Genomic DNA, 21241 nt, shown 5'->3' on the forward strand with positions numbered 1-21241 from the left:
TGTCGTTAAAACGAATGCAATATAACTAATTGCTATTTCTTTTTAGTGGTTTTTTTACGTGTTGTTTTTTTCTTTGGTGCTTTTGCTGCAATAATTTGCTCTACTTCTTCTAAAGTTAAATCTTTAGCGTTTGTAGTTTTTGGCATTTCAATTTTTGTTTTTCCTTTGATAATATTGAATCTTCCCCAGCGAGCTTTTTCAACTCTAATTCCAGCTTCTTCCCAATTATGAATAACTTTTTCTATTTCTTTACGCTTTTTATCTTCAATTAATTCAACAATATCATCATAAGTTAAATTATCATAATCGTATTTTTTATTTACGTTGATAAACATGCTATTCCATTTGATAAACGGTCCAAAACGACCAACACCTTTTTGAACTGGTAAGTTTTCATATTCTGCAATTGGTGCATCTGCTTTTTGTTTTGCAACAATTAATTCTATAGCTCTTTCTAAATCAACTTCCATTGGATTTTCACCTCTATCCAAAGAAACATACATCGTTCCAAATTTAATATAAGGGCCAAATCTACCATTAGAAACGATAACTTCTTCTGCCTCATAAGTTCCTAAATTCTTTGGTAATAAAAATAAATCTAATGCTTCTTGCAAAGTAATTGTTCCTAGGTTTTGATCTTTTTGTAAGCTAGCAAATAGCTTTTCATCATCATCTCTGTCTCCAATTTGAGCCATTGCACCAAACTTTCCTAAACGCACTAAAACTGTTTTTCCAGATTCTGGATGTTTTCCTAAAATACGTTCTCCACTTTCTCTTTCTGCATTTTCAGAAACAAAAGTTACTGTTGGGTGAAACTCATTATAAAATCCTTTAATCATTTCAATCCAATCTTCTAAACCTTCAGAAATATCATCAAAAGACGATTCTACTTTCGCTGTAAATCCAAAGTCTAAAATATTAGAAAAATTAGCAACTAAAAAGTCAGTTACAATATTTCCAATATCAGTCGGAATCAACTTCCCTTTATCCGAACCTGTTTTTTCTGTTAAAGTTGTACTTGAAACTGTTCCTGTTTTTAAAACAAATTGTTCGTATTCTCTTTCAACCCCTTCTGTTTCTCCTTTTTCTACATAACCTCTTCGTTGCACTGTAGAAATAGTTGGCGCATAAGTTGATGGTCTTCCAATTCCTAATTCTTCTAACTGTTTTACCAAAGAAGCTTCTGTAAAACGGTATGGCGGGCTTGTAAAGCGTTGTGTTGCTGTAATAAATTCGTAAGACAAAGCTTCGCCAACTTTTAAATTTGGCAACATTCCTGCCTGTTCTTCTTCATCATTATCTACACCTTCTAAATACACTTTTAAAAATCCATCAAACTGAATCATTTCTCCGTTTGCAGTAAATATTTTACTGTTTTTAGAATTTTTTATTTTAACATTTGTGCGTTCTAATTTAGCATCGCTCATTTGAGAAGCAATGGTTCTTTTCCAAATTAAATCATACAAACGATCTTGATCAAATTCAACATTTACAGAACTACGACTCATTTCGGTTGGTCTAATTGCCTCGTGTGCTTCTTGTGCACCTTTATCTTTTGTTTTAAAAACTCTCGACTTACTATACTCAGCTCCGTAACTTTTTGTAATTTCTTCTTTTGCAGCTTTTCTTGCATCGTCAGACAAGTTTAAACTATCAGTTCTCATGTACGTAATTAAACCTGCTTCGTATAAACGTTGTGCAACTTGCATTGTTTTTGCAACAGGATAACCCAATTTTCTTGATGCTTCTTGCTGTAGTGTTGATGTTGTAAAAGGTGTAGCTGGAGATTTTTTTGCTGGTTTTTTTTGCAAATCAGCAATTGTAAAATCTGCCATTGCAGACGATTTTAAAAACTGTTCTGCTTTTTCTCTAGTTTCAAAGTTTTTAGGAATTGATGCTTTAAAAGTTTTTCCTTCTTCATTCGAAAACTGTGCAACAACTTTATAATGTGCTGTAGTTTCAAATTCTTGAATACTGCGTTCTCTTTCTACAATTAAACGAACCGCAACAGATTGAACTCTACCAGCTGATAAACCTCCTTTTACTTTTCTCCATAAAATTGGAGACAATTCATATCCAACCAATCTATCTAATACTCTTCGCGCTTGTTGCGCATTTACCATGTCGTAATTAATTTCTCTCGGATTTTCTACTGCTTTTAAAATGGCATTTTTTGTAATTTCATGAAAAACAATACGTTTTGTCTTCTCATCTTTTAACTTTAATTGCTCTTTTAAATGCCAAGCAATTGCTTCTCCTTCTCTATCTTCATCACTTGCTAACCAAACAGTATCTGCTTTTTTTGCTAATGCTTTTAGTTTCTTTACAACTGCTTTTTTATCGTCCGAAACAATATATTCTGGCATAAAATCGCCATCAACATTAATTCCTAATTCTTTGGATGGTAAATCTGCAATGTGCCCAAAACTAGATTCAACTTGAAAATCTTTTCCAAGAAATTTTTCTATTGTTTTTGCTTTTGCTGGTGACTCAACTATTACTAAATTCTTTGCCATAAAATCTGCTCTCTTAAAATAATTACACCTATTGTATTAAGGTGAATTCGATTTGCAAAAGTAGGTAGTTTTTTTTTATTTCAAATTTTACTATTGCTTTTTAGCTCATTTTAACTAAAAAATGAACGTTAATTTTCTGCCAATGTGTCATAATTTTTAGAATTTGGTTGTATCTTTGCCTTTCATTTTGAATACGAATATGGAACAAGTTGAAAAGATAATAGATGAAAGTTTACAAGGAAAAGCACTTGTAAAAGAGATTAAATCTGAAAACACCAAAAAACTATTTATAGAAAGTTACGGTTGTCAAATGAACATGAACGACAGCGAAATTGTTGCTTCAATACTTGCAGAACAAGGCTTTAACACTACTCAAAATCTTGAAGACGCAGATTTAGTCTTAGTAAATACCTGCTCTATTCGTGAAAAAGCAGAATTGACTGTTAGAAAACGTTTAGAAAAATACAATGCAGTAAAAAAGATAAATCCTAAAATGAAAGTTGGAGTTTTAGGTTGTATGGCAGAACGTTTAAAAGAAAAATTTTTAGAAGAAGAAAAAATTGTTGATTTAGTTGTTGGACCAGATGCGTACAGAGATTTACCAAATTTACTTGAAGAAATTGAAGCTGGTAGAGATGCTGTAAACGTTATTTTGTCAAAAGATGAAACCTACGGAGATGTGTCTCCAGTGCGTTTAAACAACAACGGAGTTTCTGCTTTTGTTTCAATCACTCGTGGTTGCGATAATATGTGTACTTTTTGTGTAGTTCCGTTTACACGCGGAAGAGAAAGAAGTCGTGACCCTCAAAGTATTTTAGAAGAAATTCAGTCTATGATAGATCAGAATTACAAAGAAATTACCTTACTTGGGCAAAATGTAGATAGCTATTTATGGTATGGTGGCGGATTGAAAAAAGATTTTAAGAAAGCCTCAGAAATGGCACAAGCAACTGCTGTAGATTTTGCCCAGTTATTAGATATGGCAGCAACTCGTTTTCCAAAAACACGCTTTCGCTTTTCTACTTCTAATCCGCAGGATATGAGTTTAGCTGTAATTCATGTAATAGCTAAACATAAAAATGTGTGTAAATATGTGCATTTACCTGTTCAAAGCGGAAGTACAAAAATTCTAAAAGCGATGAACAGACAACATACACGTGAAGAATATATTGAGCTAGTAGATAATATTTTAAAAATCGTTCCAGAAATGTCTTTATCACAAGATTTGATAATTGGCTTTTGTGGAGAAACTGAAGAAGATCATCAAGACACTTTAAGTTTAATGGAATATGTAAAATACGATTACGGTTATATGTTTGCCTATTCTGAAAGACCAGGAACATTGGCTGCAAAAAAAATGGAAGATGATGTTCCGTTTGAAGTTAAAAAACGAAGATTAGCAGAAGTAATTGAGTTACAAAGAGAACACAGTTTATATAGGACAAAACAGCATTTAGGAAAAACAGAAGAGTTCTTAATTGAAGGCGAGTCAAAAAAATCTAATCTACATTGGAAAGCAAGAAATACTCAGAATATGGTAATTGTTTTTCCGAAAGAACATTATAAAATAGGTGATTTTGTAAATGTAAAAGTAGAAGATTGTACTTCTGCAACTTTAATTGGAGCCGCAGTCGGATATTCTGATAATAATTAAATTGAAAAAAAGTAGCAAAGTTTCAAAGTTACAAAGTGAAAATAAAACTCACTTTGAGCCTTTGTAACTATGAACCTCTGAACCTCAAAAAAATGGAAAACTTACAAGTAATAAAACAACGATTCGGAATTATTGGAAACGATTTGCATTTAAATCGTGCTTTAGAAAAAGCCGTTAGAGTTGCACCAACAGATATTTCTGTACTTGTAACTGGAGAAAGTGGAGTTGGTAAAGAAAATATTCCAAAAATCATCCATCAATTATCACACAGAAAACATGCAAAATACATTGCTGTAAATTGTGGTGCAATTCCGGAAGGAACTATTGATAGTGAATTATTCGGGCACGAAAAAGGTGCGTTTACTGGAGCATCAACAAGTAGAAAAGGATATTTTGAAGTTGCCGATGGCGGAACAATTTTTTTAGATGAAGTTGGTGAATTACCATTAACAACTCAAGTAAGGTTATTGCGTGTTTTAGAAAATGGAGAATTCATAAAAGTTGGTTCTTCTGAAGTTCAAAAAACCAATGTTAGAATTGTAGCTGCTACAAATTTAAAAATGGCAAATGCAATTCAGAAAGGAAAATTTAGAGAAGATTTATTTTACAGATTAAGTACCATAGAAATTTCTTTGCCTCCATTAAGAGAACGAAAAGAAGATATTCATTTATTGTTCAGAAAATTTGCTGCAGATTTTGCTCAGAAATACGGAATGCCAACGATTAGATTAGAAGAAAATGCGATAAATCTACTCACAAATTATCGTTATCCAGGAAATATTAGACAGTTAAGAAATATTGCTGAACAAGTTTCTGTTGTTGAAGAAAATAGATTGATTACTGCAGAAAAACTGATTCAATACTTACCAAACAACCAAGGCAATTTACCTGCTGTAATTGGTAATTCTGGGAATTCAAATTCTGATTTTGCAAACGAACGAGACATTATGTATAAAATTTTGTTTGATATGCGCAATGACATCAACGATTTAAAAAGATTGACATTAGATATTTTAAAGAATGATGATATTGATGACTTACAAGAGGAAAATCATAAATTATTAGAAAAAATTTACAAAGAACAACATGGTTCTAGTAATGTTGAAGTGGTTCAAATTTCTAAACAAAACTCTGTAGATAATGATGATACGTATGATTTTATTGAAACTATCGAAGAAGATGAATCTTTATCATTGCAAGACAAAGAAGTTGAAATGATAAAAAAATCATTAGAAAAAAACAATAACAAACGGAAATTAGCTGCAAAAGAATTAGGCATTTCTGAACGCACATTATATAGAAAAATTAAACAATACGATTTGTAACTCTTACTTTTGTTTATATTTGAAATCCGTATGAAAAAACTATTTTACATCGCAACTTTTTTTATCAGTTTAATACTCATAACATCTTGTGGTGCTTATTCTTTTACTGGCGGAGATACAGGCAAGGCTAAAACGCTTCAAATAGGTTTTTTTAGAAATAATGCTCCTTTAGTTGAGCCTTCTTTAAGTCAGAAGTTTACGCAAGATTTACAAGATTTATTTTTAAGACAAACCAACTTATCTCCTGCGCCAACTGGCAGTTTTGGAGATTTACGTTTTGAAGGAGAAATAACAGGATATAGAATTGCGCCAATGAGCTCTACTGCTCAACAAACAGCGGCGCAAAATAGATTAACAATTACAGTAAATGTTCGTTATTTTAATAAGTTTGTTGAAAAGGATAATTTCGAGAAATCATTTTCTTTTTATCATGATTATCCGGCTAATTCACAATTAATCGGTGATGTTTTAGAAACAGCATATAAAGAAATTATAGATAGAATAACACAAGATATTTTTAACGCATCTGTAGCAAAATGGTAAACCTATTATGAACACAAACAGCTTTACCAAAATATTAAAAAATCCACTAAAAGTTACTGCAAAAAATACAGAAGTAGTAAAAACTATTATTGATGAATATCCATATTTTCAAGCTGCTAGAGCAATTTATTTAAAAGGATTAAAAAATAAAGATAGTTTTAAATACAATAACGAACTAAAAATAACAGCCGCTCATACAGCAGACAGAACTGTTTTATTTGATTTTATTACTTCATCAAAATTTATTGAAGAACCAAAATTAGAATCTAAAGAAGTACATCAACAAATTACAGAGAAAATAGTTTCAGAAAAACCTGTTATTGAGATTAAAGAAGAATTATCAATTGGCAAACCAATTTCCTTTTCTAAAACAGAAACACATTCTTTTAATGAATGGATGCAATTAGCAACTCAAAAAAAGATTGTAAGAAATCCTGTTGAAAAAGAGACAATAGATAAAAAAGTGATTATTGATAATTTTATCAAACAAAATCCAAAAATTTCTAAGATTTCTAAAGATGCCGAAAAAAAAGAAGTTGTTTTAGAAGAAAAACAAGACTCTTACTTAATGACTGAAACGTTAGCGAAAGTTTATTTAGAGCAAAATAAGCACGAAAACGCTATCAAAGCATATGAAATATTAAGTTTGAAATATCCAGAAAAAAGTGGTTCCTTTGCAGACCAAATTAAAAGAATTAGAATTTTACAAAAAAATAAATCATGAGTACGTATACAATCATTTTAATTTTGATATTAATCGTTGCAATTGCATTAATATTAATCGTTATGGTACAAAATCCAAAAGGCGGAGGATTATCTTCTTCATTTGGTGGTGGTGGAGCACAATCTATGGGTGGTGTACAAAACACAAATAACTTTTTAGATAGATCTACTTGGACTTTAGCAATCTCTATGTTTGCTTTAATCTTATTAGCAAATTTTGCAATACCAAGAGCAAGTAGTAACAATCCTCAGTTAGAAAATACATTAGAAAATGTAAATCCAGCTCCAGTAAACACAACACCAGTTACAACTAACGATAGTCTTAACTAGTAAAAGTTTTTAAAAACAAACTATATAAATGCCAACGTAAATGACACGTTGGCATTTTTTATATCTATATATTTTACAAAGAAAACGAAGATGTAGTAAAATTGTCAGTTTTTATGAATTGGTATAATTTATGACTCTTTATTTTTCATATAAAATAACTATTAATTAATCAAAAAATTTATAAAAATGGGATTAAACATTAAGCCTTTAGCAGACAGAGTTCTTGTAGAACCAGCTGCTGCAGAAACAACTACAGCTTCAGGTATTATTATTCCTGATAACGCTAAAGAAAAACCTCAAAAAGGAACTGTCGTTGCAATTGGTAACGGAACAAAAGACGAGCCTTTAACTGTAAAAGTTGGAGATTCTGTTTTATACGGAAAATATGCAGGAACTGAATTAAAGTTAGAAGGTTCTGATTATTTGATGATGAGAGAGAGCGATATTTTAGCAATTATATAAAAAGTGTTCAGTTTACAGTTGCAGTATTTAGTAGCAACTTTAAACTAATAAACAATTAAACTAATAAACAATTTTAAAAAATGGCAAAAGATATAAAATTTGATATTGAAGCACGTGATGGTTTAAAACGTGGAGTTGACGCATTAGCAAATGCAGTAAAAGTAACCTTAGGTCCAAAAGGAAGAAATGTAATTATTTCTAAAGCATTTGGAGCACCAACTGTTACAAAAGATGGAGTTTCTGTAGCAAAAGAAATTGAACTTGAAAACGAATTAGAAAACATGGGAGCTCAAATGGTAAAAGAAGTAGCTTCTAAAACCAACGATTTAGCTGGTGACGGAACAACAACTGCAACCGTATTAGCACAAGCAATTGTAAAAGAAGGATTAAAAAATGTTGCCGCAGGTGCAAATCCAATGGATTTAAAACGTGGAATCGACAAAGCAGTAACTGCTATTGTGAAAGATCTTGACAAACAATCTCAAAAAGTTGGTAATTCATCTGAAAAAATAAAACAAGTTGCTGCTATTTCTGCAAATAACGATGATGTTATTGGAGATTTAATTGCTACTGCATTTACCAAAGTTGGTAAAGAAGGCGTAATCACTGTTGAAGAAGCAAAAGGAATGGACACTTATGTTGATGTTGTTGAAGGAATGCAATTTGATCGTGGATATTTATCTCCGTACTTTGTTACAGATGCAGATAAAATGATTGCAGATTTAGAAAATCCGTATGTATTATTATTTGATAAGAAGATTTCTAACTTACAAGAAATTCTTCCAATTTTAGAACCAGTTTCTCAATCTGGAAGACCATTATTAATTATTGCTGAAGATGTTGATGGACAAGCATTAGCCACTTTAGTAGTAAATAAATTAAGAGGTGGATTAAAAATTGCTGCTGTAAAAGCTCCAGGTTTTGGAGACAGAAGAAAAGCAATGTTAGAAGACATCGCTATTTTAACTGGAGGAACAGTAATTTCTGAAGAAAGAGGTTTTTCTTTAGAAAATGCAACGTTAGATTTATTAGGAACTGCTGAAGGAATCACAATTGACAAAGACAACACTACAATTGTAAATGGTTCTGGAAATGCTGCTGATATTAAAGCGAGAGTAAATCAAATTAAAGCACAAATTGAAACGACAACTTCTGATTACGACAAAGAAAAATTACAAGAACGTTTGGCTAAATTAGCTGGCGGAGTTGCAGTTTTATATGTTGGTGCTGCTTCTGAGGTAGAAATGAAAGAAAAGAAAGACAGGGTTGATGATGCTTTACACGCTACTAGAGCTGCGGTTGAAGAAGGAATTGTTGCTGGCGGTGGAGTTGCTTTAGTTCGCGCTAAAAAAGTATTAGAAAAATTAACTGCTGATAATTTAGATGAAGTTACTGGAATCCAAATTGTGGCTAGAGCAATAGAATCTCCTTTAAGAACCATTGTTGAAAATGCTGGCGGAGAAGGCTCTGTAGTAATTAACAAAGTATTAGAAGGTAAAAAAGATTTTGGTTACGATGCTAAATCTGATGCATATGTTGATATGTTAAAAGCTGGAATTATTGATCCTAAAAAAGTAACGCGTGTTGCTTTAGAAAATGCTGCTTCTGTAGCTGGAATGATTTTAACAACTGAATGTGCTTTAATCGACATTAAAGAAGATAATCCTGGTGGTGGAATGCCTCCAATGGGTGGCGGAATGCCAGGAATGATGTAATAGCGAATCGCTTTAGATAAATTTAAAACCTCGAGAATTCTCGAGGTTTTTTTATGGAATGATTTTTGTGATTAATTAACAAATAATTAATTATCTTTAAGCTATGAAAAAAAAAACACTCTTATTTCTTTTTTTATCAATTTTTACAGCTGCTTGTTTTGGACAAGAAAAGAAATCGCTAGATTCTTCTTATGTTAATTACTTTAAATTATCGAGAGAGATTCCGTACTTACATTTAAATAAAACGAGCTTTATGAACGGTGAAGAGGTTTGGTTTCAAGCATATATTTTAGATCAAAAAACTAATAAATTACACAACCACACAACTAATTTGTACAGTGCAATTTATAATGAAAAAGGGGAGCACAAACAATCTCAATTACTATTTGTTAAAAACGGAATTGCATCTGGAAGCATAAAAATTGATTCTACATTTACAGACGGAACCTATTATTTAAAAGCATCGACTAATTGGATGCAAAATTTTAAAGAAGATCAATCATTTATTCAAAAAATACATGTTATTGGAGGCAAAAAATCCGAGGAAAACATAGTTGAGTCTAACAGTAATTATGAATTACAATTGTTGCCTGAAGGCGGTCATTTAGTAGAAGCTACAAACGCAGTTGTTGGCATTATCATTAAAGACAAAAAAAATAAAGGTATTCAAATAAAATCTGGTGTTTTACTAGATGATAAAAACAACGTTGTAAAAGAAGTAAGCACAAATCAGTTTGGTTTAGGAAAAGTAAGTTTTTATTACAAACCAAACACCAATTATAAAGTTAAAATTACAACTCAAAATAATGAAACTATTATAAAAAATATTGAAGCTGCAAAAAAAGTTGGAATTACACTTAACGTTAATAATCCTAATTCTACTTTTATAAAGTTAACAATGCAGACCAATAAAGAGACTTTAAAAAATACTGCAAACAATACATATCACATTTATATACACAACACATCATCTATTATTAAAAGTTCGTTTTCTTTAAAAGAAAACACCTATTCTTATAATTCTTTTTTATCTATTAAAAAATTACAAAAAGGAGCAAATATTATTACAATTTTAAATGATAAGATGCAACCAATCTTAGAAAGAGTATTTTTTAACAATCATAAGGATTTATATTCTGATATTTCTTCTAAAGTAATTGCAAAATCTAGAGATTCATTAACAATAACACTTACTAAAAACGATGCGAAAAATCATTTTTTAAGTGCCACTTTCTTGCCAGAAAGCACAAAAAGTTATGCTTTAGAAAACACAATGTATTCTAAGTTTCTATTAAAACCCTATATAAAAGGGGATGTAGAAAACAGTTCATACTATTTTAAAAACACAAACAGAAAAAAATTAGCTGATTTAGACTTATTGCTTTTAACACAAGGATGGAGCAAGTATAATTGGTATAATATTTTTAATGCAACCCCAAGACAAAATTTTGACTTTGAAAAAGGGATTACAGTTAAAGGAACTGTAAATATGAATAATCTTAATGATAATGCAACCATCGTTTTATTTTCATCTGAAAGTGAACTGTTATTATCTGCTCCGGTAACTAATAACAAGTTTTCTTTTGATAATATTTATTTATTAGATTCTAGCAACGTAAGTTTTTCAATTCAAGAAAAAAACAAGTTGATAAAACCTCAGATTTATGCTAATTATTTACCTAAATTAAACACCAATCCTATTGCTGTAAATAAACAAACATTCAAATCGGATGAATTAAATCTAAACTTAAAGGACTTTATAAAAGAAAGAATTCTTTTAGATGAAGTTGTAGTAAGAGGAAAATCAAAATTAAAACACAAACCCAAAAGATCTAACTCTTACCAAACTTTTAAAGTTTCTGACGGATTAATTCCTAAAAGAATAAATATCCTTGATTTCTTAAGAAACAGAGGATTTGATATTAATGCAGATAATTCTCAAAGCGCTGCAATTTCTACAAATAGAGGTACTAGTAGAGGACCAATAAGTATTTTAGGCGGCGGAGACAACAACCTTATTAAAACCCCAGGAATTACTGCAGATTTTGTAAAAGTGTTTTTAGACAACACCCAGATTGTTAGTCAATATGAAAATAGCATTTACATGATTAATCATTTAAATGTTGAAGATTTTGATGAAATATATTACACAAAATCTTTTGGTGGAGAGATTTATTTATTTACCAATCCTGTTAGAAAGTACGGAAATAAAATAACCTTTTTAAATAATGAGTTACCAACTGGTTTTTCTAAATCAAAAGAATATTATCAACCAAAATATTATTCTACTTCGTCAGATATTTTCAAAAATTACGGTGGTATTTATTGGAAATCAAAAATTGAATTAGATAAAGAAAACTACACTTTTAAAGTTCCGCATTTAAATCAAAAAAGTATTCGATTTTATATAGAAGGAATTGCAAATGATGGCTCAATAATTTTTGAAGAGAAAATAATAACTATCAAATAGTTTACACAAAAAACCTCGAGAAATACTCGAGGTTTTTTTAATTTAATGATTCTCGTCTGAATCACTTTCTCCTTTTACTTTTTTCTGAGTTTCATTTTTCAAATTGGGCAAGTTCCTTCTTTCTCGTAAGTTTTGCCTTTTCACAATCTATTGGGCATTGATACGTATTATGCACTAATTTTTTTTGAATCTTTATCAACGGTAACATGTTGTTTTTAATTTCTTTTTTCTCTGATTTACAAGCTGTAAATACAGAACCTACCGAGAATATAAAAGCAAATACTATTTTTATTGTTTCATTTAATTGGTAAAAACTAAATCTATGACTTACTAAAACCTTTTTAATTTATTTAATTTCATATAATAAAACGCAGGGAAAAGTACTAATAAAAAAAGTGGATGTATTAAAAACCTTCTAATATAAAAAGGAAATAAATAACCTTGTTTAAATTCTCCTTTTAATAAAAACACAAAAACAACTATTAACACTAAAAACGCCAACATTAAAAAGAAACCTGCAAATTTTACAAGTCTTTTTTTATTAAAAACTACATAGATAATTCCTAAAGTAATTAATGAATTTAAAGTATATCTAAACAACAAATCGACAACCAATTTCCAAGTATTTACTTCTGGCATACTTGAGTATAAATAATCATTTTGAAAATATACAATTAACGGGTCGTAAAACAAATCGTTTTCAAAAGCTCTAATTAAAAAGAGCAAAGTAACAAGAATTACTATCGATATGTATTTATACGCTTTTTTCATTTTTTATGATGTGAAAACTTTTGAACCCATATTACCCACAATAAAAAAGTTGTTCCGTAAATAATTGCCGGAAAAACTAAATTGTGTAAAACCAGTTGTTGATTTGGATATTTATATAACATTATTGTTAAAAAAGCAATTCGTAAAATATTTATCGCATAAATAATTAAACTACCAACAATTGCATAAATTATCGTTGTTCTTTTTGGGCCCGAAAAAGCGACAATAAAAGCTACAAATAAAATAATAATACTTATAGAATTACATCCTTCAATAACTCTAGCAATGTAATGACCTTCTACCAATAATTTCACAGACATTTCTGCTGTATGCTGTACACTTGAAACATTATAGCCGAAAAAACTTAAAACCGAAACTGTTTGATCTGCAACTTTATTAGTAATTGATGAACATTGAAAAACACTATCTTTAACTTGACTAGATTTCAAATAAATAGCATAAAGAGCAAAAAGTAAAAAATATGTTGCGAAAAATTTAACTAAAAAAAGGGCGATATTTTTATACTTATTCAAACTAAAATGTATTTATTTTGCAACATTAATTATCAATCTTAACAAATTTAAGTAATTTCAATTAAAACTATATGCAACTAGATAATTTAAAACAACATATTTCTTTAATAATTGATAAATCAAACACTAAAGAAGATAAACTACAAGCAATTTGCGATTACTTAGAATCTGAAATATCTTATTATGATTGGGTTGGATTTTATTTTAAAAACGGTGACAAAGAAGAATTAAAATTAGCACAATTTACAGGCGAACCAACAGACCATGTTATCATTCCTTTCGGGAAAGGTATTTGTGGACAAGTTGCCGTTAGTAATCAAAATTTTGTAGTGCAAGATGTTTCTGAGCAAGACAATTATATTTCTTGCGGATGGAAAGTGAAGTCTGAAATTGTAATACCAATTTTTGTAAATAATGAAAACATTGGGCAAATAGACATCGACTCTCACACAGCAAACATATTTACAGAAAAAGACGAAGAGTTACTAGAATTTGTTTGTGAAAAAGTTTCTAAAATATTCTAACAATTACGATTGTTTATTCTAAAAAAAATCTTTATGTTTGTTATGTAATTTTTATTACTAAAATACTTTTGTACTCATTAATTCCCCCTAAAAATGAAAAAACAAAATACTTTTTTCAGTGCTTGTATAAGCAAAATAACAGGTTCTAAAAAGAACCGCTTTTCTTCAAAGAAACATCAAAACTATACTAGTTTAGTCAACAATTTTAAGTCCAGATTTGAATTTGAACAAGTTTAAATTTTAAGCAAAAAAACTTATTGCTTAAAGCTTAGATATTTAGTAGCTTTGCGTGCTTAACAACACAACAAAATGACCAGCACAAAAACTATTAAATCTGCATTAATTTCTGTTTTTCATAAAGACGGATTACAGCCTTTGGTTGAAAAATTAAACGAGCAAAACGTAACTATTTACTCAACTGGCGGAACCGAAAAATTTATTAAAGACTTAGGAATTCCTGTAATTCCTGTAGAAGATGTTACATCTTATCCATCTATTTTAGGTGGACGAGTTAAGACATTACATCCAAAAGTTTTTGGCGGAATCTTAAACAGACAAAACCACGATGGCGATATTGCAGAAATGAATGAATATCAAATTCCGCAATTAGATTTAGTCATTGTAGATTTATATCCATTTGAAAAAACCGTTGCTTCTGGTGCTTCAGAAGAAGACATTATTGAAAAAATTGATATTGGCGGAATTTCATTAATTAGAGCTGCTGCAAAAAACTTTAAAGACACTGTGATTGTTTCTTCAATGGAACAGTATAATGATTTTTTATCATTAATTTCTGAGAATAATGGTTCAACTTCACTTTCAGATAGAAAAAAATTGGCAGCAAAAGCGTTCAATATTTCATCACATTACGATACAGCGATTTTTAATTACTTCAACAATCACGAAGAACCAGTTTTAAAAATTAGCGAAACTAAAGGTCAAGTTTTACGATATGGAGAAAACCCACACCAAAAAGGTTTTTTCTTTGGCGATTTAGAAGCAATGTTTGATAAACTACACGGAAAAGAATTAAGCTATAACAATTTACTAGATGTTGATGCTGCTGTTAATTTAATGGCAGAATTTAAAGGAGAAGCACCAACATTTGCGGTTTTAAAACACAATAATGCTTGTGGTTTTGCTCAAAGACAAACAATAAAACAAGCATATTTAGATGCATTAGCTGGTGACCCTGTTTCTGCATTTGGCGGAATCTTAATAGCAAATTCAGAAATAGATGTTGAAACTGCTGAAGAAATTCATAAATTTTTTTGCGAGGTAGTTATTGCTCCATCATACACAAATGATGCTTTAGCAATTTTAAAAGGAAAGAAAAATAGAATTATTTTAATTCAGAAAGAAGTTGAGTTGCCAAAAACGACTATTAGAACTTGTTTAAATGGCGCTTTAGTGCAAGACAAAGATTTTATAACAGATCGTTTAGAAGATTTATCTTATGCAACCAACAATAAACCAACCGAAAGTCAGTTAGAAGATTTATTATTTGCTTCAAAATTGTGTAAAAACACAAAATCAAACACAATAATTCTAGTAAAAAACAAACAATTATTAGCTGGTGGAACAGGTCAAACAAGCAGAGTTGACGCATTAAATCAAGCAATTGAGAAAGCAAATAATTTTAATTTTGATTTAAATAATTCTGTTATGGCGAGTGATGCTTTTTTTCCATTTCCAGATTGTGTAGAAATTGCAGGAAATGCAGGAATTACAAGTGTTATTCAACCTGGCGGATCTATTAAAGATCAATTAAGTATAGATTATTGCAACAACAATAACATTTCTATGGTTTTAACAGGAACTAGACATTTTAAACACTAATAAATAACTATTAAATATTGTGTGATTTGACCACAGAAATTTAGTAGATTTGTAAGAATACAATAAAAAATAAAAAAAAGATAATTTTATGGGTTTTTTCGATTTTATGACGGAAGATATCGCTATCGATTTAGGTACTGCGAATACACTTATTATTCACAATGGTAAAGTGGTAATAGACAGTCCATCAATAGTTGCCCGAAACAGAATAACTGGTAAAATTATTGCTGTTGGAAAAGAAGCAAACTTAATGCAGGGAAAAACGCACGAAAATATTAAAACCATTCGTCCGTTAAAAGATGGAGTTATTGCAGATTTTCAAGCTTCAGAAGAAATGATTAAAGAATTTGTAAAGCAAATTCCATCAATCAAAAAGAAATTATTTCCACCTGCTTTACGTATGGTAATTTGTATTCCGTCTGGAATTACAGAAGTCGAAAGAAGAGCAGTGCAAGATTCTGCAAGACATATGAATGCCAAAGAAATCTATTTAATTTTTGAGCCAATGGCAGCTGCTATTGGAGTTGGCATCGATATTATGGAGCCAAAAGGAAACATGATTATTGACATAGGTGGTGGAACAACAGAAATTGCTGTTATTGCTTTAGCTGGTATTGTTTGTGATCAATCGGTAAAAGTTGCTGGTGATTTATTTACGAGCGACATTATGTATTATATGCGCACACAACACAACTTATATGTTGGAGAAACTACAGCAGAAAAAGTTAAAATAAGTATTGGTGCTGCAACAGAAGATTTAGATTCTCCGCCAGAAGACATGTTGGTTCAAGGTAGAGATTTATTAAGTGGAAAACCAAAACAAGTACAAGTTTCGTACAGAGAAATTGCTAAAGCTTTAGATAAATCTATTTTAAGAATTGAGGATGCGGTTATGGAAACATTATCTAGAACTCCGCCAGAATTAGCTGCAGATATTTACAATACTGGAATTTATTTAGCTGGTGGTGGATCAATGCTTCGCGGATTAGACAAACGTTTATCTAGAAAAACAGATTTACCAGTTTATGTTGCAGAAGATCCTTTAAGAGCCGTTGTTAGGGGAACAGGAATTGCTTTAAAAGAGATTGAAAAATATAAAAGCATATTAATGAAATAAAATATATTTGACACTTTTCTATGCAACAATTATTTTATTTCTTTAGAAAGTACAAATATTTTCTGTTTTTTTTATTGTTAGGATTTATATCCATCTTCTTTACAATAAATAATAATAATTTTCATAAAAGTAAATTTATTAGTTCTGCTAATGAAATTACTGGTGGTCTTTACGATAAAACTTCACAAATTTCTAATTACTTCAATTTAAAACACCAGAATGAAGAATTAATATTAGAAAACAATAATTTAAAAAATTTAGTTGAGAAATATACTTCAATAGCTGATTCTTTAGCAATAATAAATATTGTTGATTCTACAAAATATCATCAGAAATATTCTTATACAACTGCAAAAATTAACAGGAACAATTACCACAATCAAAATAATATTCTTCTTATTAATAAAGGAAGAAATCAAGGAGTTTACAAGGAAATGGCAGTTGTAAATAGCAAAGGTATCATTGGAATAACCGATGATGTAAGTGCAAATTATGCTAGAGTGCAGTCAATTTTAAACAGCAATAGTAAAATTAATGCAAAGTTAAAAAACAGCTTTCATTTTGGAACGCTTATTTGGGACGGACAAGATTATAACATTGTTCAATTAGAAGATATTCCAAGACAAGCAGACATAAAGGTTGGAGATACAATAATTACTGGCGGAAAATCAACTATTTTTCCTGAAGGAATTTTAATCGGAACAATTCAAAAAATAAATTCTCAAAGCAACAACAACTCAATAGACATAAAATTGTTTAACGACATGAGTAATATCGGAAATGTGTATGTTGTTACTGCATTAGACAAAGAAGAAATAAGAACTTTAATCAATTTATCAGATGAATAAAGTTAGCTACATTGCGTTTTTATTTTTTTTACTCTTATTATTACAAGTATTTCTCTTAAATAACGTGTTGTTTTTAGGATATATAAATCCGTATTTATATGTTGCTTTTGTTATTTTTTATCCTTTAAAGAAAGAACGATACTTATTTTTATTTCTCTCTTTTTTATTAGGATTATCAATTGATTTTTTCTCTGACTCTGGAGGAATAAATGCTTTCTCTTTACTGTTTATTGCATATATAAGGCTTTTTCTTGTCAGAGTAATTTTTAAAAAAACCGAACAAGATTATTTATTATTTGATCTGTATCAAGAACCATTTGGAAAAGTTTTTAATTATGTGATAATTTTAATAGTAATTCATCACTTCATCTTATTTTCTTTAGCTAACTTTAGCACACAAAACTTTTCAGGTGTTTTATTTAACACATTGTATTCAAGTATTTTTACTTCAGTTTTGTTTTTTTTAGGAACATACATTATCAGAAAGAAAAAATAAATGAAACGTAGCGTTTTACTTTACTTTATTATTACTCTAGCAGGATTAATATTACTAGGTCGATTATTTCAATTACAAGTAATTAATGGAGCTGATTTAGACCCAAACCGTAATGCTGCCGTAAAAGTAATTTATGATTATCCTGAAAGAGGTTATATTTTTGATAGAAACGGCAAACTTTTAGTTGCCAATCAACTTTCGTATGACGTAATGGTTGTGCCAAATGAAGTAGAACCTCTAGACACTATTGAGTTCTGTAATCTTTTAAAAATTGATGTAGATTATTTTAATAAAAAGTACAAAACTGCTAAAAATTACTCACCTTGGCTTCCGTCGGTTTTCTTAAAGCAACTAGCAAAAGAAGATTTTGCTTTTTTACAAGAAAAGCTTCATAAGTTTAAAGGTTTTTATATTCAAAAAAGAAACATTAGAGATTATCCTATTAATTCGGCAGCAAATGTTTTGGGTTATATTAGTGAAGTAAATGAATTAGAGGCAAAAAATAATCCGAATTTTCAGCAAGGAGAATTAATTGGGAGTAGCGGAGTAGAAAAATCATACGATTCTATTTTACGTGGAGTTAAAGGAAAAAAATTTCTTCATAGAAATCGATTAAATAAAATTATTGGAAAATATAAAAATGGAGAATCTGATACTTTGGCTATAAACGGACAAGATATTACATTGACTATTGATAGCGAATTACAACAATATGGAGAGTTATTAATGTCTGGAAAACGTGGTGGAATTGTTGCCATTGAACCAAAAACTGGAGAAATCTTAGCATTAATATCATCACCAACTTACAACCCTAATATGATGGTTGGAAGGCAACGCTCTAAAAACTCTGTTATATTAATGGATGAAAACAATTTAGACAAACCAACTTTTGACAGAGCACTACAAGCATCTTACGCACCAGGATCTCCGTTTAAACTAATAAATGCATTAATTGGCTTACAAGAAGGTGTCATAGATCCTAATTTCGGTGTATATTGTTATGGTGGTTATCGTTACGGAAATAAAAAAAGTGACTTTCAAAAATGTCATTGTGATATTTATGGCGGCCCTATTAGACTTAGTACAGCCATTTCTAAATCTTGTAATAGTTATTTTTCTACGACTTATAGAAGAATAATAGAAAATGCAGAATCTTCAAAAATTGGCATGAATACTTGGAGTAAACATGTAAATAGTTTTGGTCTTGGAAATTATTTAGGCTACGATTTACCTGTTGGAAGTCCAGGTTTAATACCAAATGGTAATTATTATGATTCTCGTTATAAATACACTTGGGGAGCAACAACAACAATTTCAAATGCTATTGGACAAGGAGAAATTGAAACGACACCAATTCAGTTAGCAAATGTTACTGCTGCAATTGCAAATAAAGGTTATTTTTTTACTCCACATATATTAAAAAAGAAAAATGGGGAAAATATCAAAAACCCAAAATATACTGTTGCCAAAAAAACAACCATAGACTCTAAATATTATGATCTAATCATAGAAGGAATGCACGATGTTTTTAAATCAGGAACAGGAACTTATAGTAAAGTAAATGGAATTGATATTGTTGGTAAAACAGGTACATCTGAGAATTTTGCTATTATTAATGGTGTAAGAAAACAATTAGATGACCACTCAATTCTAATCGCTTTTGCTCCAAAAGACAATCCACAAATTGCAATTGCTGTTTATGTAGAAAACGGAGGCTATGGATCTACAATTGCGGCACCAATTACAAGCTTATTAATAGAAAAATACTTGAATAAAAAAATAACTGGAAACAGAAGAAAGTGGATAGAAAACAGCATGATTAATCTTAGTTTAAGAAACATTTATGATCAAAAAGAATTAATACAGAAAACAGAATTTAAAGATTGAGAGTAGAAAAAAATAATATTTTTTATGGTATAGATTGGCTTTTAGTAATCCTCTATATTGCATTAGTTGGTTTTGGATGGATGAATATTTATGCAGCTACAACTACTGATAATAATTCAGAAATACTTGACCTTTCTACTAGATACGGTAAACAGTTATTGTGGATAATATTATGTGTCCCATTAATTATTCTTATACTTTTTTTTAATTCAAAATTCTACGAAAAATTTGCAAGCATTTTATATATAATTGGTATTCTTTCTTTAATTGGACTTTTTGCTTTTGGTAAAAACATAAATGGCGCAACTTCATGGTATGGATTCGGAAACGCAAGTTTTCAGCCATCAGAATTTGCTAAAGCTTTTACAGCGTTAGCTGTTGCAAAGCTATTAAGTGACAGACACTACAATTTAAAACTAGTTAAAAATCAAATAAAAGCATTTATCATCATTTTTTTACCTGCTTTTTTAATTGCTTTACAACCAGATCTTGGTTCGGTTTTAGTGTATTTATCTTTCTTTTTTGTGTTAAACAGAGAAGGTTTAACTTTAAATTACATAACAATTGGCGCACTTGCAATTATTCTATTTTTACTAACATTACTTTTTGGACCAACAACAATTATCGCTCTTGTTTTTGTAATATTATCTATAATTGTTTTTTATTATTTAAGGAAAAATAAAGGATACTTTAAGTTTAATTGGTATAAAGTTTTAGGACTTTATTTAGTTTTCGGGCTCTATATTTTTAGTTCTGGTTATATATTTAATAATGTTTTTGAACAACATCAAAGAGATCGTTTCGAAATTCTTTTAGGGTTATCTCAAGACACAAAAAAGATTGGATACAATACAAATCAATCTTTACAAGCAATTAGTTCTGGTGGTGGATTTGGAAAAGGGTTTTTACAAGGAGATAGAACGCAAGGTAATTTTGTGCCAGAACAAGATACTGATTATATTTTTACTACTGTAGGAGAAGAATGGGGTTTTGTAGGAAGTGCTTTTGTTATCGTTTTATTTATGCTTCTACTCTATCGAATTATCTACTTAGCAGAAACTCATAAAAATAAATTTGGAAGAATTTACGGATACGGATTAGCTTCCATTCTCTTTTTTCATGTAGTCATAAATATTGGAATGGTAATTCAGTTATTGCCAACAGTAGGAATTCCATTACCTTTTTTTAGTTACGGCGGATCTTCGCTTTGGGGATTTACCTTATTACTTTTTATTTTTATAAAGTTGGATGCTAATAAAGGCTATGACTGGTAAAAATACAATTAGAATTCAAGATTTTATTTCAGAAAATCAAACAGCATCAGGTATAATACTAATTATTATTTCTCTTTTTTTTTGCAATAATATATTTTAGAAGAATCTTCAAAAAATTTTATCATTTCGAAGATTTTGCCATTTTAAATTGGCAAGCCTTTATTGGATTGTGGGTTTTAATCTTACTTGGATTAATTTTAGGCTTTTCTTGGAT

At 29.8% G+C, this 21241-nt stretch carries 18 protein-coding genes; 15 read left to right on the top strand and 3 right to left on the bottom strand.

From position 1 onward, the window contains the following. Nucleotides 1-32: 32 nt before the first annotated feature. Nucleotides 33-2516 carry a type I DNA topoisomerase gene (gene topA, locus ABDX67_RS06850; protein WP_347174213.1) on the bottom strand — a complete coding sequence of 828 codons (2484 nt, stop codon included), beginning with the start codon at nucleotides 2514-2516 and terminating at the stop codon, nucleotides 33-35. Between the two features lie 199 nt (nucleotides 2517-2715). Here topA and miaB point away from each other — a divergent pair, with 199 nt between their 5' ends. From miaB to ABDX67_RS06890, 8 genes are all read left to right on the top strand, one after another. Beyond that, nucleotides 2716-4170 (top strand): tRNA (N6-isopentenyl adenosine(37)-C2)-methylthiotransferase MiaB, encoded by a 1455-nt coding sequence (gene miaB / locus ABDX67_RS06855; protein WP_347174214.1) that lies wholly within the window; start codon nucleotides 2716-2718, stop codon nucleotides 4168-4170. A gap of 92 nt (nucleotides 4171-4262) precedes the next feature. Then, on the top strand, nucleotides 4263-5495 hold the full coding sequence (locus tag ABDX67_RS06860) for a sigma-54 interaction domain-containing protein (protein ID WP_347174215.1): 1233 nt from the start codon (nucleotides 4263-4265) through the stop codon (nucleotides 5493-5495). A gap of 30 nt (nucleotides 5496-5525) precedes the next feature. Further along, nucleotides 5526-6038, top strand: a complete 513-nt coding sequence (locus tag ABDX67_RS06865; RefSeq protein WP_347174216.1) for an LptE family protein — start codon at nucleotides 5526-5528, stop codon at nucleotides 6036-6038. Between the two features lie 7 nt (nucleotides 6039-6045). Beyond that, nucleotides 6046-6762 (top strand): hypothetical protein, encoded by a 717-nt coding sequence (locus ABDX67_RS06870; RefSeq protein ID WP_347174217.1) that lies wholly within the window; start codon nucleotides 6046-6048, stop codon nucleotides 6760-6762. Then, a complete protein-coding gene (gene secG / locus ABDX67_RS06875; RefSeq protein WP_347174218.1) occupies nucleotides 6759-7091 on the top strand; it encodes a preprotein translocase subunit SecG in 333 nt (110 codons plus the stop codon). The genes ABDX67_RS06870 and secG overlap by 4 nt, the downstream gene beginning before the upstream one ends. A gap of 186 nt (nucleotides 7092-7277) precedes the next feature. Beyond that, the gene (locus ABDX67_RS06880) at nucleotides 7278-7553 is read left to right on the top strand and encodes a co-chaperone GroES (RefSeq protein WP_301401599.1); all 276 of its coding nucleotides are present in this window, start codon (nucleotides 7278-7280) and stop codon (nucleotides 7551-7553) included. Between the two features lie 80 nt (nucleotides 7554-7633). Then, on the top strand, nucleotides 7634-9268 hold the full coding sequence (gene groL, locus ABDX67_RS06885; RefSeq protein ID WP_347174219.1) for a chaperonin GroEL: 1635 nt from the start codon (nucleotides 7634-7636) through the stop codon (nucleotides 9266-9268). 103 nt (nucleotides 9269-9371) lie between these two features. Next, the gene (locus ABDX67_RS06890; protein WP_347174220.1) at nucleotides 9372-11738 is read left to right on the top strand and encodes a hypothetical protein; all 2367 of its coding nucleotides are present in this window, start codon (nucleotides 9372-9374) and stop codon (nucleotides 11736-11738) included. Between the two features lie 330 nt (nucleotides 11739-12068). Here the strand turns inward: ABDX67_RS06890 and ABDX67_RS06895 are convergent, their stop codons facing one another. Together ABDX67_RS06895 and xrtF are read right to left on the bottom strand one after the other, a co-directional pair. Beyond that, nucleotides 12069-12509, bottom strand: a complete 441-nt coding sequence (locus ABDX67_RS06895; RefSeq protein WP_347174221.1) for an exosortase F system-associated membrane protein — start codon at nucleotides 12507-12509, stop codon at nucleotides 12069-12071. After that, a complete protein-coding gene (xrtF, locus tag ABDX67_RS06900) occupies nucleotides 12506-13042 on the bottom strand; it encodes an exosortase family protein XrtF (protein ID WP_347174222.1) in 537 nt (178 codons plus the stop codon). Before xrtF ends, ABDX67_RS06895 begins: the two co-directional genes overlap by 4 nt. Before the next feature lie 71 nt (nucleotides 13043-13113). Here xrtF and ABDX67_RS06905 point away from each other — a divergent pair, with 71 nt between their 5' ends. From ABDX67_RS06905 to rodA, 7 genes are all read left to right on the top strand, one after another. Then, entirely contained in the window at nucleotides 13114-13566 is a 453-nt protein-coding gene (locus ABDX67_RS06905) for a GAF domain-containing protein (protein ID WP_347174223.1), read from the top strand. A gap of 309 nt (nucleotides 13567-13875) precedes the next feature. After that, a complete protein-coding gene (gene purH / locus ABDX67_RS06910) occupies nucleotides 13876-15405 on the top strand; it encodes a bifunctional phosphoribosylaminoimidazolecarboxamide formyltransferase/IMP cyclohydrolase (protein WP_347174224.1) in 1530 nt (509 codons plus the stop codon). An 88-nt stretch (nucleotides 15406-15493) separates the two neighbouring features. After that, a complete protein-coding gene (locus ABDX67_RS06915) occupies nucleotides 15494-16522 on the top strand; it encodes a rod shape-determining protein (protein WP_347174225.1) in 1029 nt (342 codons plus the stop codon). A 20-nt stretch (nucleotides 16523-16542) separates the two neighbouring features. Beyond that, on the top strand, nucleotides 16543-17370 hold the full coding sequence (gene mreC, locus ABDX67_RS06920; protein ID WP_347174226.1) for a rod shape-determining protein MreC: 828 nt from the start codon (nucleotides 16543-16545) through the stop codon (nucleotides 17368-17370). Next, nucleotides 17363-17866 carry a rod shape-determining protein MreD gene (mreD, locus tag ABDX67_RS06925; RefSeq protein WP_347174227.1) on the top strand — a complete coding sequence of 168 codons (504 nt, stop codon included), beginning with the start codon at nucleotides 17363-17365 and terminating at the stop codon, nucleotides 17864-17866. The genes mreC and mreD overlap by 8 nt, the downstream gene beginning before the upstream one ends. Then, nucleotides 17867-19753, top strand: coding sequence for a penicillin-binding protein 2 (gene mrdA, locus ABDX67_RS06930; protein ID WP_347174228.1), 1887 nt, complete (start codon nucleotides 17867-17869; stop codon nucleotides 19751-19753). After that, entirely contained in the window at nucleotides 19750-21027 is a 1278-nt protein-coding gene (gene rodA / locus ABDX67_RS06935) for a rod shape-determining protein RodA (protein WP_347174229.1), read from the top strand. Before mrdA ends, rodA begins: the two co-directional genes overlap by 4 nt. The last annotated feature ends 214 nt before the right edge of the window (nucleotides 21028-21241 follow it).

The organism is Polaribacter uvawellassae (genome assembly GCF_039748955.1).
In the GTDB taxonomy this organism is placed as follows: Bacteria; Bacteroidota; Bacteroidia; order Flavobacteriales; family Flavobacteriaceae; genus Polaribacter; species Polaribacter uvawellassae.